General features: G+C 35.9%; 13 protein-coding genes, 11 tRNA genes and 1 pseudogene. 9 read left to right on the top strand and 16 right to left on the bottom strand.

Annotated elements, in window-relative coordinates:
* Complete coding sequence (locus HMPREF1518_RS02460) at positions 1–1,278, bottom strand: glutamyl-tRNA synthetase (RefSeq protein ID WP_033583902.1); 1,278 nt, start codon at positions 1,276–1,278, stop codon at positions 1–3.
* Positions 1,279–1,502: 224 nt separating this feature from the next.
* Here HMPREF1518_RS02460 and HMPREF1518_RS10575 point away from each other — a divergent pair.
* A pseudogene (locus HMPREF1518_RS10575) lies at positions 1,503–1,899 on the top strand (transposase); the annotation flags it as partial.
* A 392-nt stretch (positions 1,900–2,291) separates the two neighbouring features.
* On the opposite strand, the gene HMPREF1518_RS02450 reads toward HMPREF1518_RS10575, so the two are convergent.
* Genes HMPREF1518_RS02450 through HMPREF1518_RS02440 form a run of 3 tightly spaced genes read right to left on the bottom strand, consistent with a single transcriptional unit; the run spans position 2,292 to position 5,737 of the window.
* Positions 2,292–2,732 (bottom strand): hypothetical protein, encoded by a 441-nt coding sequence (locus HMPREF1518_RS02450; RefSeq protein ID WP_033583901.1) that lies wholly within the window; start codon positions 2,730–2,732, stop codon positions 2,292–2,294.
* 34 nt (positions 2,733–2,766) lie between these two features.
* A complete protein-coding gene (locus tag HMPREF1518_RS02445; protein WP_033583900.1) occupies positions 2,767–3,162 on the bottom strand; it encodes a hypothetical protein in 396 nt (131 codons plus the stop codon).
* Positions 3,163–3,220: 58 nt separating this feature from the next.
* Positions 3,221–5,737: an SEC10/PgrA surface exclusion domain-containing protein gene (locus HMPREF1518_RS02440; RefSeq protein ID WP_050589081.1), complete on the bottom strand. Its 2,517-nt coding sequence runs from the start codon at positions 5,735–5,737 to the stop codon at positions 3,221–3,223.
* A gap of 284 nt (positions 5,738–6,021) precedes the next feature.
* Here HMPREF1518_RS02440 and HMPREF1518_RS02435 point away from each other — a divergent pair, with 284 nt between their 5' ends.
* Positions 6,022–6,927 carry a helix-turn-helix domain-containing protein gene (locus HMPREF1518_RS02435; RefSeq protein WP_033583898.1) on the top strand — a complete coding sequence of 302 codons (906 nt, stop codon included), beginning with the start codon at positions 6,022–6,024 and terminating at the stop codon, positions 6,925–6,927.
* Between the two features lie 62 nt (positions 6,928–6,989).
* Here HMPREF1518_RS02435 and HMPREF1518_RS02430 read toward each other — a convergent pair whose 3' ends face one another.
* Positions 6,990–8,123, bottom strand: a complete 1,134-nt coding sequence (locus HMPREF1518_RS02430) for a hypothetical protein (protein ID WP_033583896.1) — start codon at positions 8,121–8,123, stop codon at positions 6,990–6,992.
* Positions 8,124–8,321: 198 nt separating this feature from the next.
* On the opposite strand from HMPREF1518_RS02430, the gene HMPREF1518_RS02425 reads away from it, so the two are divergent.
* From HMPREF1518_RS02425 to HMPREF1518_RS02395, 7 genes are all read left to right on the top strand, one after another.
* Positions 8,322–8,732: a hypothetical protein gene (locus HMPREF1518_RS02425; protein WP_033583894.1), complete on the top strand. Its 411-nt coding sequence runs from the start codon at positions 8,322–8,324 to the stop codon at positions 8,730–8,732.
* Positions 8,725–8,964, top strand: coding sequence for a hypothetical protein (locus tag HMPREF1518_RS02420; protein ID WP_033583892.1), 240 nt, complete (start codon positions 8,725–8,727; stop codon positions 8,962–8,964). The genes HMPREF1518_RS02425 and HMPREF1518_RS02420 overlap by 8 nt, the downstream gene beginning before the upstream one ends.
* Entirely contained in the window at positions 8,961–10,400 is a 1,440-nt protein-coding gene (locus tag HMPREF1518_RS02415; protein ID WP_033583890.1) for an FtsK/SpoIIIE domain-containing protein, read from the top strand. Before HMPREF1518_RS02420 ends, HMPREF1518_RS02415 begins: the two co-directional genes overlap by 4 nt.
* Before the next feature lie 171 nt (positions 10,401–10,571).
* Positions 10,572–11,930 (top strand): Rep family protein, encoded by a 1,359-nt coding sequence (locus HMPREF1518_RS02410; protein WP_033583888.1) that lies wholly within the window; start codon positions 10,572–10,574, stop codon positions 11,928–11,930.
* 58 nt (positions 11,931–11,988) lie between these two features.
* Positions 11,989–12,255: a hypothetical protein gene (locus HMPREF1518_RS02405; protein ID WP_033583886.1), complete on the top strand. Its 267-nt coding sequence runs from the start codon at positions 11,989–11,991 to the stop codon at positions 12,253–12,255.
* On the top strand, positions 12,249–12,590 hold the full coding sequence (locus HMPREF1518_RS02400) for a DUF771 domain-containing protein (protein ID WP_425275806.1): 342 nt from the start codon (positions 12,249–12,251) through the stop codon (positions 12,588–12,590). The genes HMPREF1518_RS02405 and HMPREF1518_RS02400 overlap by 7 nt, the downstream gene beginning before the upstream one ends.
* 51 nt (positions 12,591–12,641) lie before the next feature.
* Positions 12,642–13,781: a tyrosine-type recombinase/integrase gene (locus HMPREF1518_RS02395; RefSeq protein WP_033583882.1), complete on the top strand. Its 1,140-nt coding sequence runs from the start codon at positions 12,642–12,644 to the stop codon at positions 13,779–13,781.
* 74 nt (positions 13,782–13,855) lie between these two features.
* On the opposite strand, the gene HMPREF1518_RS02390 is transcribed toward HMPREF1518_RS02395, so the two are convergent.
* The 11 genes from HMPREF1518_RS02390 to HMPREF1518_RS02340 all read right to left on the bottom strand — a co-directional run bounded on the left by HMPREF1518_RS02390 (position 13,856) and on the right by HMPREF1518_RS02340 (position 14,802).
* A tRNA-Leu gene (locus HMPREF1518_RS02390) sits at positions 13,856–13,939 on the bottom strand.
* Between the two features lie 9 nt (positions 13,940–13,948).
* Positions 13,949–14,020: transfer RNA gene (locus HMPREF1518_RS02385), tRNA-Gln, on the bottom strand.
* A 13-nt stretch (positions 14,021–14,033) separates the two neighbouring features.
* Positions 14,034–14,106 (bottom strand) — tRNA-His (locus HMPREF1518_RS02380).
* A gap of 14 nt (positions 14,107–14,120) precedes the next feature.
* Positions 14,121–14,191, bottom strand: a tRNA-Trp gene (locus HMPREF1518_RS02375).
* An 11-nt stretch (positions 14,192–14,202) separates the two neighbouring features.
* Positions 14,203–14,283, bottom strand: a tRNA-Tyr gene (locus tag HMPREF1518_RS02370).
* 17 nt (positions 14,284–14,300) lie between these two features.
* Positions 14,301–14,373, bottom strand: a tRNA-Phe gene (locus tag HMPREF1518_RS02365).
* A 4-nt stretch (positions 14,374–14,377) separates the two neighbouring features.
* Positions 14,378–14,451: transfer RNA gene (locus HMPREF1518_RS02360), tRNA-Met, on the bottom strand.
* A 10-nt stretch (positions 14,452–14,461) separates the two neighbouring features.
* Positions 14,462–14,551, bottom strand: a tRNA-Ser gene (locus HMPREF1518_RS02355).
* Positions 14,552–14,562: 11 nt separating this feature from the next.
* Positions 14,563–14,636 (bottom strand) — tRNA-Ile (locus tag HMPREF1518_RS02350).
* Positions 14,637–14,649: 13 nt separating this feature from the next.
* Positions 14,650–14,723, bottom strand: a tRNA-Met gene (locus tag HMPREF1518_RS02345).
* 5 nt (positions 14,724–14,728) lie between these two features.
* A tRNA-Pro gene (locus HMPREF1518_RS02340) sits at positions 14,729–14,802 on the bottom strand.
* Positions 14,803–14,811: the final 9 nt, after the last annotated feature.

The raw sequence follows: 14,811 nt of genomic DNA, 5'->3' as shown, positions 1-14,811 counted from the left end.
TTATAGGCTCAATTCTTCTTTCAAAGGCTGTAAATAGGTCATTTCTTGCTTGCCTCTTTTCTCCAGTCCTTCCTCAGCTAGAAGGAGTAAGCCTTTTGAAAACTCGACAATTGCAGTTTCTTCCTCCTCTGTGAGCCTTTTCTTAGAAAATTGTCGCCTCAATGCCTTGTATTCACGACCAGCTGTGGTAAAAAAAGGAGCAGTTCGCAAGTAAGCCTCAAGCTTGTCTAAATGAACCAACAAGCCCAAGTGAAAAGCTGCTGAAGTAAAAGTCCTATCAAGTGGCTGTGTACACACACTACGAAACTCAATAGTACCTCGAGTTGTCAAATCTTGGTACTGGTAACTACGGTGAGTTTGGAAATCCTTCTCCTGAGGATAAAGAAGAATCTCTTTTCCATCAAGGGCGAAGGCATGAATTTCTGGAGACCCTAAGTAATCTTTTGCACGAATTGGATAAAAATAATAGGTTTCGCCATCACGTTCCGCGGTAAAAATCGCAGAATGATTTAGGTAATCCAAAAAATCATTCTCATCTTTGAAAAGTCTGGGATTGACGCCAACATTTTCAGGATAAATCCCGTGCATGGACTCTTCCCAAAAAATATCCCTTGAAATCTTAGTATCCCAATCTGCCCCTGAAAACTCAGAATTTGCAAACAAATAAGCTTTAGCTGCTTCAATTTGAGTAAAAGCATTGATAACACGCAGGTAGTTGGACCTTGAAACGTCCAGTTGAACCTGACTACCGCAGATAAAGGCTCCATACTCAGGAAAATCGTGTAAACCTCTACTAGTCTTACTTCTACTTAAGTTCAAATAATCCATCAACATCTGATAGCGGGGAAAAGCCACTGGACAATTCTCATTTTTATCCCAGTTAGGATGAAGGCCACAGCCAACAATAGCATGATTAGCTTCACCTAACTTATTCTGAATCGTAGCCATATAGAAGTTAAAGCGTTCTTCTACCTCTTGGATCGATTCGGCCTTTCCAAATGCAAACTCAATTGTCGTATAAGCAACCTCAAACAAGATCGTATCTTGGCTGACTAGATCAAGTAACTGAATTGGATTCCCAAAATCATCCACTTTTTCGATAGTAAAGCCCAGTACTGATGGTAAATACCGAAAGAGATCCTTAACAACTTCACTATCTGTAGCTTTACCCTCTAAATTTACAATAGGATATTCTAACTCAATTCCCACAAATAAATCAGGCTTCTCTTTTATATTTTCTAAGTAGCGCTTCTTAAGCAAGTCAACCGAACGAGACATCAAATACCAACACTTTCATAATCAAAATAAATTGTGAATAAATAATATTATACCAAAAATCTAAGCAAAAAAGATTAGAATGGCACTCAAAAATAAGGCTCTATAATATTTGTAGTGGGTAAATCCCCTATAGATATTATGGAGCCTATTTTTGTGTGATAAATTGTAAAATATAGTGCAACAAAAAACTCATAGCGTTTCATTGGTGTAAACTGTAAGTAACCACACAAACTATCATCCGAAATTACTTTCTTCGCTACGATAGAAACGTTCGCTGTCAGGTGAAAATCATTACGATGGATATGTTTAGTCCTTACTATGACTTAGCTAAACAGCTTCGCTTTCGAATTTCTAGGCTCAGGCACATTGAGGAGAATCTAAAGCAGGTTCATCCTCTTTTTCAGACTGTCTTTAAAACCTTCCTCAAGGACAAAGAGAAAATCGTCAACGCTCTTCAGTTACCCTATTCTAATGCAAAATTAGAAGCGACTAATAATCTCATCAAACTTATCAAGCGAAATGCCATTAGTTTTAGAACTTTGAAAAGTTCAAAAACGGATTTTCATCGCTCTCAACATCAAAAAAGAAAGGACGAAATTCGTCCTTTCTCGACTTAGCTGACTTCAACCCACTACAGTTGACAAAGAGCCGTAATTTTTAGTAACTCAAGCAAATACAGATAATCAGATAAAAGAAAAGACAAGGCCTAGAAACCTTGTCTTTATTACTATACCGGCGGCCAACAAACTAGCGTTAAAATAAGTTAAAATAAATAACCAAAAAGCGATTAAATCAAGATGTTATCACACGCTAGTTAATATTCAAAATTGAGAAGTTGACCAAAAGTTGACCAACAACTATTTTACGCATTAAAAATCTTCTTACTTTCTCGAGTAAGAAGATTTTTATTATATATCAACTAATAAAACTGTTGTTTAACTAACTATTAAGATTTTAATTTGATAGTTCTCAAAATCCTAACCACTCTAGTTTTCTTTTAAATATTGAAATTTTTAAGAATCTGACTTATGACTATCAATTTCTTTCTTTATATTTATTTCACCATCTTTAAAAAGTAAAATACATACAAATATATTTGCTACAGCGCTAAGATAATAAATTATTCCTCCAAAACCTAACGCTCCCGTTCTTCCTATCAATTCACTTGTGATCGCTAAATGTACCGCGATAGCATAAATATTTAACAATATGATAATTACAAATCTGATTCTACTAAAGATTATCGATTTAATATTGACTAAAGATAATATTAAAGCAATCGAAAATGCTCCATACCATAAAATAAATAAAATCACGGGTGATGGTAACCGTAAATAGCTAGCAACTGCCCTGCTCATCGGAGCAAGTGACATATCTCGACCAGTGACAACCGGTAGTAAAAAAGTAACAAGCCCTAAAATTGTTGTACCAATTAAAATATTCTTATATTTCATAATATTTCCTTCCTCTTATTGATTTTTAAGTCTTCTATTTTTTGATTAATATCAATTCATCATCACTGCTACCATCAGAAAGTCTTAAAATGTCACCTTCCTTCCTAAAAGTCATTTCTGTAGTCAAGTCCCTATCCGGGTCTTTTAATGTGAAAGTTTTTGTAGCTGAATTAATCTTTTCAATTTTTCCTTCATGTTTTTCATCACCTTTAATCATTACCAGATTGCCTTCGTTACCATGTATTGACACTACTATAGTAATTCCACCTTTTTCACCAGAATAACTTCCGTCCAAGTCACACTTGATTAAAAAGCTACCAGCAAACATCACAGATATTATTGCTATCCCTACTACTATTATCTGCTTTAATTTTAAAAGCTCTTTAAACCAATTAACAACCTTCATAAAAAATTCTTTTATCTCGTTCATTTCAACCTCTTTTTTATTATGTAATTATCTTTTAATTTTTGATTAATTTATTCACTAATTAATTCTTTTTTCTGCTTCCTACTGCACAAACAACAGATAGAATAGTTACACCGAATATAGCTAACCAACTCTCATGTTCACCTGTCTCCGGTAGTGTTTTTGCTCGTTCTACTCGTGAATAAATTGGCTTACTTGATGCTTGTTGTTGACTTGTGTACGCTTGACCATTAACAGTAACATTGCCTTTGTCATCAATAGCGAGTATCTTATTATCGTCAAGTCCTTTGTTCAAACTGTTAATGTCAAATTCTGAAAGTTCTTCAGCAGTTGGTGCTGTGTTAGGAATTGCAATGATAGTTCCGTCAGGTAAGGTAATAATTTTATTATCTTTAGCCTTGTCTTCTAAGTCTTTTAGACGGTCATATTTTGTTTGTAGTTCAGCTAGTTTAGCTTGTTCTTCAGCAAGTTTTGCTTGTAATTCTTTAAGCTTAGTATGAGCAGCTTTAGCTTTTGTCATTGCATCTTTAAGGGCTGTATCCTTTTCTGAAGCGGTTGTTTGTGCAGCGGCAAGAATTGCTGGAGCTTCTAAGTAGCCTTTCAATTCAGTAGCAAGTGCTTTTGCTTCTGCAACCAAGCGGTCTTTTTCTTCAACTAATTTAGCTTTTTGAGCTTTAAGAGCTTCAAGTTTTGATTCTTGTTTTGTGAGTTTAGTTTTTGCATCAGCAAGAGCTTGAACTTTTTGTTCTTGAACACGTTTAGCTGATTTAAGAGCTGATTTAGCATCATCAAGAGCCTGTTTCTTAGAAGCAAGGTCCGCTGAGAAGTTATCAACTGCTTTTTGAGCTTCAGCTTGACGTTTTTGTGCGCTTTCAAGAGCAAGTTTTGCAAGACGCAAGTTGTTTTCAGCAACAGCTGTTTGAACAGGTGTAGCAGTAGCGTCAGTTAATGTCTTTTCAGCTGAAGTTTTAAGTTCTAGAGCGTTAGCATAATCAGCAGATGCTTGTTTGAGAGCGTCATTTGCGTTTTCTGAAGCAGTTTGAGCTGTAGCTTTTTCAGCTTTAGCGTCTTCATAAGCTTTTTGAATTGCTTCAGCATTGTTTGGGTTAGTGATTGATTCACCTTTGTCTGCGGTAACCATTACTAGCCAATATTGTCCATTGATGTTTGCAATATCAAGACCAACATTTGAAGCACTAGAAAGATTATTTTCCAAATGTCCCCATTTTGATGGTGCGTCAGCAAATGATGTACGCATTAATGCATCAATAACAGCCTTTTTCAAATCGTACATGGTTTTTAGTTCTGATTTAGATGCGATACCAGCAAGATTTTCTGTTCTAGCAGTAAGATTTTGACCAGCTAACAAACTGATGTGTCCATGTGTAAGTGGACTTTGAGCTCTTTCTTTATATGCTTTAGCACGATTTGATGCAACGTCAATCATTTCTTTTGTGACTGATGTATCGTTTGTCACACCAAGTTTTCTACGAATTTGATTCAATGCTTGAACATATAAGTGAGAGATTTCTTCTTTTTGAGCTTGAGTTAGATTGTCAATATCAACAGGTTCATCTTTTGCATTTTTGCCAATTGAAACGTCTGTGTTTTCAATAGCTGTAGCACCAGAGTCAGTCATGAAGTCATCGTCACCTGAAGCTTTATCTTCTTTGAATTGAGTCAAATCTGGAATTTTGACAATATCAACGCTATCTAGAGCTTTAGTAGCTTTAGCTAGTTTATCTTCAGCTTGAGAAAGTGTAGCTGTAGCATCATTAGCTTTTTGAGTGGCTGATGTGAGGTTGTCTTTAGTTTCGTTAACTAAAGTTGTTTTAGCGTCAACGTCTGCTTGAGCAGTGTTGATTGCGTCTTGACGTTTTTGGTCAGCTTTCTTAGCATCAGTCAAAGCAGTTTCTGCATTAGTGACATTCTTTTCAGTAGATTTTGTTTGAGCTTTAGCTTCATCAAGTTTATCTTCAACTTGAGCAAGTCCAGTTCCTGAAATTGCGTTTTTAGCTGATTGAACTTGGGCTTCTTTAGCAGAAACATCAGCGTTAGCGTCTTTAAGAGCTTGTTCAGCATTAGACACATCTGTTTGAGCATTGTTTACAGCTTCAGTTTGTGTTGCAATTTTTGCATCAGTAGTAGCTGTTTCTGTAGCATTAGCTTTTTGATCAGCAAGATTTGCTGCTTGGTCAGCTTGGTTAGCTGCGATATTTTTTGGTGTTGCTTTTGCTGCGTTTGCTTCAGCGTTTTTGACAGCTTGATTTGCTGCATTTGCTTCATTTTGAGCCTTAGCTTGTGCTTGGTCAGCAGCAGTTGCGTTAGCAGTAGCGTTGTTCACTTGAGATTGAGCAGTAGCAACATTTTTTTTCTGAGCATCAACGTTATTTTTGACCTCATCAGATGTCACTTTATGTGGTTCAGTAGTCGCACCTGTTGATGGATCTGTCTTAATGATAGATTTATTAGATGCGTTAACTTTTGGTGTTACTTCATCAGCAAATGCTGGTGTACCAACGGCTGCAAGGGTGATTGCAGTAGTTGCTGCGATGGTTTTGATTGTATTCTTTGCCATAAAATTCTCCTTTATTGCTATTAAGGTAGGTTTGGCTGTAAAGTCAAACCTTGTTATATGTAGTATAACAAGAGATTTGTCAGCTGTTTTACCAGTTAACTCTCAGGAGTATTTTAACAGAAATAATTAATGTAATTTCTCGATTTTATCCTATAGGTTCATTTTTTTCAAAACAAACCGAATAATTGGGGAGTTTCCCTTTTTTTGAACCTATAGGTAGGTTTTACATCTTATTTCAACCTATTTTACGGTATAATAATATTGAAAAACAAAAGGAGATGACTATGACAGATTTATACCCATTTGGACAGACATTTAAGCAGTTGCGAGAGAGTAGAGGACTTAGCTTGAAGGAAGCAGCCGCCAATATTGTATCCCCTCAATTTCTAAGTCGCTTTGAAAAAGGGGAAAAAGGTATTTCTCTTGAAAACTTTAGTAGATTACTCATTGTTTTAGGATTAGAATGGAATGATTTTGCAACAGCTTATGCCAACCAAGGTGGCGACTGTATGGAATTTCCTTCTATTGAATTTGCGAAGCATGTTAAGAATGAAGAAGATATTTTAACTTATGCCACTGTATATGAAAAATTATTTGATACTTATTTAAATGACAACCCTCTACAAGCTGATATACTATTAAAATCAATTAAACTAGGACATTACCCCACTATTTCTAAAACAGATGAAACTGTAGCGAAAATTCAGCATATTATCAATCATTTAATGAAAATTGAAACATTTAATAGTGCTGAACTGGAGATTTACTGTCGTATCATCAATCATTGCCCACTTGAACTTGTTGAACACATGTCTAAACAACTCCTCCTCATGTATGCACAAAGTGCCAACACTGACACTCATATTCGTATTTTGAACGGTCTAACCTTTACAGCTAAACATTTTTCAGAACTTGGTTACTACGCTAAGGCGGATGATATTATTAAAAAAATAAAATCATTGCAAACATTTGAAAGAGGTTATTTATCCACACCACTCATGTTCCTTGAAGTAGAACATGTATACAATCAATTTCGTTGGAACAAGCCTGAAGCAATCGCTTTAGCAAAAAACCTTTTCAACTATCTTGAAAGTGCAAAATTTATTGATATAAACTACTACTCCAATTTTATCAAAGCTTTTACTTATCATTGTCATAAATTAAATAAAACAGGCAAAGAACTCTTCTAACATTTATTATAAGATAAACTAAACCGCTAAGACTAAATCCTAGCGGTTTTCTTTTATTCTATTTACATAGGTAAAGCTTTGTCTTTATATGCCTTTTCAATATCTTCATTTATTTCATCGAGAGTAAGCTGCTTCGGTTCAATTTGAACTTCTGTTACCTGAAAATATTCTTTATCAAATCCTGTTAAATCAAATCCTATTTTGAACAATTTTTTATCAGTTTTACGATATCCTAATCGACTATCTTGCAACGACTGAACCTTCTCTAAATCTGATACAAAACGTTCAATGGATTGTACAATCATCTGTTGTTCTTTATCTAAATAGTGTGAAAGCTTTAACTTTGAATATCGACTATCACTTTTTATTGCAAAAGTACTCCTATATTCTCGCATTTCATGTGAATAGTATAAATTATAGGTTTGATAAATTTGATAACCAAGGGAATCTGAAATGATTGCAGTCTGTTTCTCATTCCATTGCTCAATCTCATCAATCACTTGATGAGCAAATACTTTAAGTTTAGCATCTAAATAGCCTAACTCATAATCACTGTCAATAAACACTTGTTTAAATAATTGATAAAATTGTTGCTCAATCTCGGGCTGATATAGTCGAAAAATTACTTGAGCTAACTTTTTATCATGAATATCAAAAGAAATACTTTCAAATGAGAAATCAGATTCAATTTCTTTTTTAGCCAATTCAGATGCAAAAACGACGGATGGCTTTAAGACTTCAATAGCTCTCTCTTGAAGAGAGAACTTTTCTTTTGTACCCTTATTAATATGATTCAATGCATCAAAAATTACAAGATAAAACAGAGCTGGGAGAAGTGTCTTCCAGTCTTTTTCTTTTCCCCACAACAATTCAGATACCGAAATCTTCATATTCTCAGCTATAAGCCTAATAGGGGTGGGGCTCATCTTTTTACGCTCTCCTTTTTTGATACAAGTCATTCGTTGCTTCGCAGACTCTTTAGATAAACCATAGTACGGTTCATCTTGATAGTCTCCTTTATTTTCTTTAATAATCTTCTGATTATTGTTGGCTATAGTTTTATCATATAAAAATTGATATAGGAAATATTTTTTTTCTTTAGGATGCTCTTTCCGATACTTTTCCTGATAGTCCAATACTCTTTGTGGGATAGAATCTAATGTGAATCTATAAATCATTTCTTTTATGTTATGCATTATACGCTACTCCTTTATTATAAGTACAAGATTATTATAACACAAAAAGTTATACATGTGAAGTGTTTAACTTTCTATTTTTTATACTATTGTCGTATAACTTTTTTGTGGTAAACTAGTATTGTAAATAAAGAACGTTCAACTATTTACAAAATAATTTTATTAGAAACCTTCCTATATTGGAAGCGGAGAATTATCATGTCTACATTTAATCAAATCGTATCAAATGCTAATAAGTCTTCTGAAGAGACTATCAATGTCACAGCAGTGAATCTAGGTTCAGTTGCAACACCTTACAAAGAGTACCTTCGTGATAAGAACGGACAAAAGGTTAAAGATAATCGTGGTTACGATAAAAAAGAAGATACAGCTTCAAAGCTTAAATACCAATTTGCAACAGTTGGTCAAGAATGCAAGACTGTAACTTTGTTATCTCCAATTGATCAGCCTCTTTCTATTGAACCATTAGTGGTTTATGAAATTACCGCATATGGATACTCATTTAAGAATAGCGGATACTGGTTGACTGAATTGGTAAGTGCTAAGCCACTATTACAACTCAAAGAAGTCAACGTGACACGGCCAACAGGAGGTCAAACAAATGGATAATATTCATGAAGAACTAGCAGACTTGTCAGCTGATGATCTTCCTCGTGAAGTTCGAAACCTGTTCGCAAGCTATTTACGCACAGAAGACAAAGAAATCATTAATGATTTTATCAATCTAAGCCTAGCTTATTCAAACGGTCGCTATACAGATTTCATTCGGACATACATGTATTTTGAACTATTGCGTCAGAAAATGTGGGCTGAAATGGAAGAACTCTGTAAGAAGTTATGATTAGATATCGTTTAAACTCTCACTTGGGTTACATGATGCGAGCTTATCCTAGTTTAGTAACCCTGCTTCAATTCTTTGGAGCAGGCTTACTTATCACAGGATTTGTTGGCGAATGGTTGATGAGGAAAGCAGTTGAACTAGAGCTGATTATGGCTCACAGTAGATGGGCATTCTATCTCATGATATTTGGCTCAGCTGTCTTGCTTCTCGTTAATGGTTCATTACTCTTGCGTTTCCTTTATCGTGTTAAAGCAGCGGATTCATTTTCTCAATATCGTCAATTAAGATTGATAGAGCGTCAGGCTCACAAAGCATTGAAAGATTCGGCAACTGCTAATCGCAAAGTCGGCAGCAAATTCATAGATGTTTCAAAAGCGACTGCGTGCTTCTCGAAGCAAAGCAGGCGCATTACAGTTACTATCAATAAATTAGCTGACCAAACTACTGATGATTTAGAAAAATTTGCGGACATGCTTTCAGCGTGTTTAATAGGTAAAAATCGGTCTTTGATCGTCCTTGATTACTGGTTATCTGAGGATAATACAGAATTTGTCTATTTGCTTGATGATATCGTAGAAGCTAAAGCAAGACAGCTGACGCCAAGACGAATCACAGAATTAAAATCAGCTAATGATTTTGAAATTACAGTTGAAAAAGACTTGACCTTTTCATTGCTGCAATCTCCTCATTTATTATTGGTCGGAAATACAAATAGCTCCAAAACAACGTTTTTAAAATCTATGCTTGCACAGGTATTCATGTTCAATGAAGATGTTGATCTGACAATCTTTGATGTAAAGTCAGAGTTCAGTTCGTGGAGCTTTTTACCTAAAGGTACAATTATATCCAATAGTGAAGAAATCCTAGCTTATTTTGAAACTTTACTTGACTTAGTCATCAAGCGTGAACAACAAATTGCTCAATTATCCGCGAGGGAAGATATTACTGGTGCAACTTTTGTCAATTTTGGCAAAGAGATGCGAATGAAGCTCTGCATTATCGAAGAGTACAGTGCAATGCTTTCAAGCATCACTGATACCAAAAAGCGAAAAAGAGTACAAGATTTAGTTTTATCTATCGTATCTCGTTCACGTAGTAGTGGAGTATATATCTGTATCTGCATGCAGCAGCCTAGATCTGAATTGCTTTCTACTGCTATCAGGGACAATTTAGGGGTTCGCATCTGTCTTTCAAATGGTGCTATTACAGATGAACTAGCTCGCATGGTCTTCGGAGAAACAGATAATATTGACAATCATGCTCCACGATTCAGTGGTTATATCATGACATCAGACATTAAATTCTTTAAGCCGAGACGCTTTTGGAATATTAATATGCACAAACATGGACTTGAAAAGATTAGCACATTTGAAAAAGCATATCTGTACGGCATTAAGAAACGAAAAGCACAGGGACAATCCACGTCTAATCCTTAACTTTTGGAACAACATTTGAATCTGTGTTGTGCCAAATTTTGAACCCTATTTGATATTTTTGGACGCCACATTTTTCTCCGTCTGTGGCGTCCAAAAAACAATCAAATCTATCTTAACAAAATGACACATCACAATCATTTTGTGTCAAAAAAATACAAAGGAGACCTCAACATGGTTAAAAAGAAAGCGATTGATCCAAACACTCGCAAACGTAAATTCTTTGGTCAAATTTCTTATGAATATGAGAAAAACGCTGATCCTAAGCTCAAAGAATGTGATTTCAAAAAATCGATTGATAAGCGTATCAAAGCACTCTGTAAACATGATGAAGATGTTTACTACTATATCTATCATGATAAAGATAAAAAAGAAGACGGAACACCTAAATGCCTGCACGTTCATTTCGTTATCATTTTCAAGCATGCTCACAGCTATCAATCCGTTTATAAATCGCTCCAGATTTCACGTGAGGAAAATCTTGAATTTGTACGGAGCGTAATCAAAGCTTGTAGATACTTGACACATAGAAATGAGCGAAATATGGCTGAGGGGAAATATCCCTACAATGTTGACGAAGTTATTCAATCACCGAATGGCAATTATATCAACTCAATTACGGGGGAAATCAAAAACCATAACAAAGAACAATCTGATGATGGCTCGGAAGTTGATGAGTATTGCTTAGATCTTAGCTATCAAATTTCATCAGATGGATTACTACCACTAGAAGCAAAAAAAGATTTGTTTGAACAATTCACTCAACGAACCGCACAAAAGGCATGGAATCAAAATAAACGGCAATTTGAAGAAAACCGCTTAGAGTACATTCAGAAAGAGTTTGAACGTATGAGTCGTGGGGAACGTAACCATAACGGAATCTATATACAAGGATCAGGTAATAGCGGAAAATCATTTCTAGCACGACTTATTGCGGAACAACATGACAGATTAGGTGCTCATATACCTTCAATAAATAAAAAACGCTTTGATTTAGGTTCGGGCTACAAAGGTCAAAAAACAATGATCATCAATGAATTTGATGCATCATGCGGCATGTCATATCGTGAGCTCTTTCAAATTTTAGAACCGAATTCAGCCAATCAGCTCAGTTCACGTTTTAAAGATGCCTATATCATCAATGATTTAACGATTATGACCAACTCAGAATCATATTTTGATTGGGTTGATGCTTGGTTTCCTAAAAAGAGAGAATATCATCAGTTGATGCGGCGTATTCGCTATATCTTAAAAATGTATCATGACGACTACAACAAGCTCAATATTGAATTATGGTACTACAATTCAATCCGTGATTTAAAAGAAAAAGCAAAGTTGCAATTTCAGAAAATTAAGGTTTGGAAGTTAGAACCTATCACAAAAGATTCTGAAGATGAATTGACTCTGATAGCTCAAGAATTATTAGCAGAAATCCAAAACAATCACATTAATTCTAAACAAACCAAAAAAGTTGCCGTAAAATCTACCGACCAAAGTGATTCAAACGACAACCCAAAAAATCTAGAAGATTAGTCAAGTAAGCTAACTTCTTACTTGATTATCTCATATCATGACAATGAGGTAAAGCAAAATGATAAAAATAACAACAACTGAACTAATTTACCTATTATTTGAAATTGAACAAATCGAAGCAGCACTTGAATATGAAACAGGATTCAACTGCTATGACTACTTTTTAACTGACATTCTTATGATGAGCTCTGAACAAGTTTTAGAATGTTTGAATTCTCAAAAGGACAATCCAAGGTGGTTGATGAACCGCTTAATGGATTTTGTCAGTGAGTATTTCAACATCCAATATCAGTATGAGCCTACAAACGAAAGGAATACATTATGATTACACAATTTGAATTAAAACTCAATCCTATTACAATACAGCTGCCTAAAAGCCATATTATCATTTCTAAAGATGATTATGATCATTTAACAAAGGAAGCCACACAAGGACGTTATTTGACCTTAAATGAGGTTTTAGAGATGCTTTCTGTGTCTCGTCCATGGTTATTAGAAAACGTTCTATACAAGCCAACCATTCGCTCAAAAATTGATATTGACAAGAACAAAGATGGATTTGTGAAATATCCTCAAAACCAAGGCGGACGTTACTATTTTTTAGCAAGTAAAGCCAAAAAATATTTTGAAGAACATTTTGCAGAAATTTTTGATTTGTGATATGATAACCAAGATAATATCTTGGTTATCGCTTTTAGAAAGAGGTAATCAATGGCAATTTCATATAGAAAAAGAGGTAAAAATAAAACTTGGGATTATCGAATCTTTGATAAGAATAAAAAGGTAGTCGCATCTAATTCTGGATTTAAAACCAAGCGTGAAGCTGAGATTGAAGCACTTAGCATTGAAATAAAATTAATGCAAGGGGCGATCATAGACAAAAATATTACTTTTTATAGTCTATGGGAAAAATGGTTAGAACTGACTGTAAAACCACTTGGCAAAGCTGATACAACCATAAATAAGCATATGATACGTGGAAAATTCATCAAAGCACAATTTGAAGATAAGCCAGCGATTCAGATAAAAGCTAGTGAATATCAAGCTTTTATCAATAAATACGCTGAAACAAATTGTCGTGATAACGTAAGTAGAATGAATGCGGAAATCCGAAATGTCATTATCTTTGCTAAACGTGATAAGCTTAATATGGAAGATTTTACAGAAGGTGTTATTTTATCTGGTCGTCCTCCTAAGAAACGTAAAGAAGATAAATATATTCATAGTTTTAAGGATTATCAAAAACTGGTCAGTTACTTAGAAGAAAACTTAGATTTATCTACATCAATCATCCCACACTTACTATTGATCCAACTAAAAACTGGACTCCGTGCAGGAGAAGTTGCAGGATTGACTTGGGACTGTATTTTATGGAATACTTCAGAAATTAAAACATATCGTCGATATGATACCGTTCGTCATCGCTGGTCAAAAGCAAAAACAGACGACTCTATCCGAACCATCCCCATTGATGAGGTTACATTAGCAGTTCTTCAGAAATTAAAACAAGAACAAGAAGTCTTCATTGAGAATGGTGCCATTGCAAATGATGAGAATATGATCTTCATTGATATAAATCATAATATCGTAACCAATGCAGGCATTAATAAGCACTTAAAACAAATTTTAAAAATGTTACGTATCTTCCCTAATAATATGACAAGTACAGGGTTACGCCATACCTACTGTTCAACCATGTTAGCAATGGGCGTTGACATTTGGGCTGTATCGAAGCTAATGGGACATAAAGATATTACAGAAATCACTGAAACATATGGTCATCTAATCAAGGAAAAAGCTGAAATAGAGAATAATAAAGTACGCAATGTTTTAAAGAGTTTATCTAAGTAGGACTTCGGGTGACCAAAAGTTGACCAAAAAGCAAAAGAAACGCTGTTAAATCAACGTTTCTCAAACTTAAACTATACCGGCGGCCGGGGTCGAACCGGCACGTCCTTGCGGACACTGGATTTTGAGTCCAGCGCGTCTGCCAATTCCGCCACGCCGGCAAATAGTAACTGGGGTAGCTGGATTCGAACCAACGCATGAGGGAGTCAAAGTCCCTTGCCTTACCGCTTGGCTATACCCCAATAATATAAAATAGGCGAGTGATGGGGATCGAACCCACGCATGCCAGAGCCACAATCTGGTGTGTTAACCACTTCACCACACCCGCCATAATCATATTAACACGGGCAGTAGGAATTGAACCCACACTGAAGGTTTTGGAGACCTTAGTTCTACCTTTAAACTATGCCCGTAACTAAAGCAATGGAAGGGGAGGGATTCGAACCCCCGAACCCGAAGGAGCGGATTTACAGTCCGCCGCGTTTAGCCTCTTCGCTACCCTTCCAAGTTATAAATAAAATATGGCGCGAGACGGAATCGAACCGCCGACACATGGAGCTTCAATCCATTGCTCTACCAACTGAGCTACCGAGCCAATATTGCGGGAGCAGGATTTGAACCTACGACCTTCGGGTTATGAGCCCGACGAGCTACCGAGCTGCTCCATCCCGCGTTAATATAAAAGGAGGATGTGGGATTCGAACCCACGCACGCTTTTACACGCCTGACGGTTTTCAAGACCGTTCCCTTCAGCCGGACTTGGGTAATCCTCCATTATTTACAATGGACCTTGTAGGACTTGAACCTACGACCACTCGGTTATGAGCCGAGAGCTCTAACCAGCTGAGCTAAAGGTCCAACAAGATCAATATAGCGGCGAAGGGGATCGAACCCCCGACCTCCCGGGTATGAACCGGACGCTCTAGCCAGCTGAGCTACACCGCCATCAATCGGGAAGACAGGATTCGAACCTGCGACACCTTGGTCCCAAACCAAGTACTCTACCAAGCTGAGCTACTTCCCGCGTTAAATA

The organism is Streptococcus sp. SR1 (assembly GCF_000526075.1).
GTDB lineage: Bacteria > Bacillota > Bacilli > Lactobacillales > Streptococcaceae > Streptococcus > Streptococcus halitosis.
Note: the sequence above shows the minus strand (reverse complement) of the source record. Positions and strands in the feature narration are given on the sequence as shown.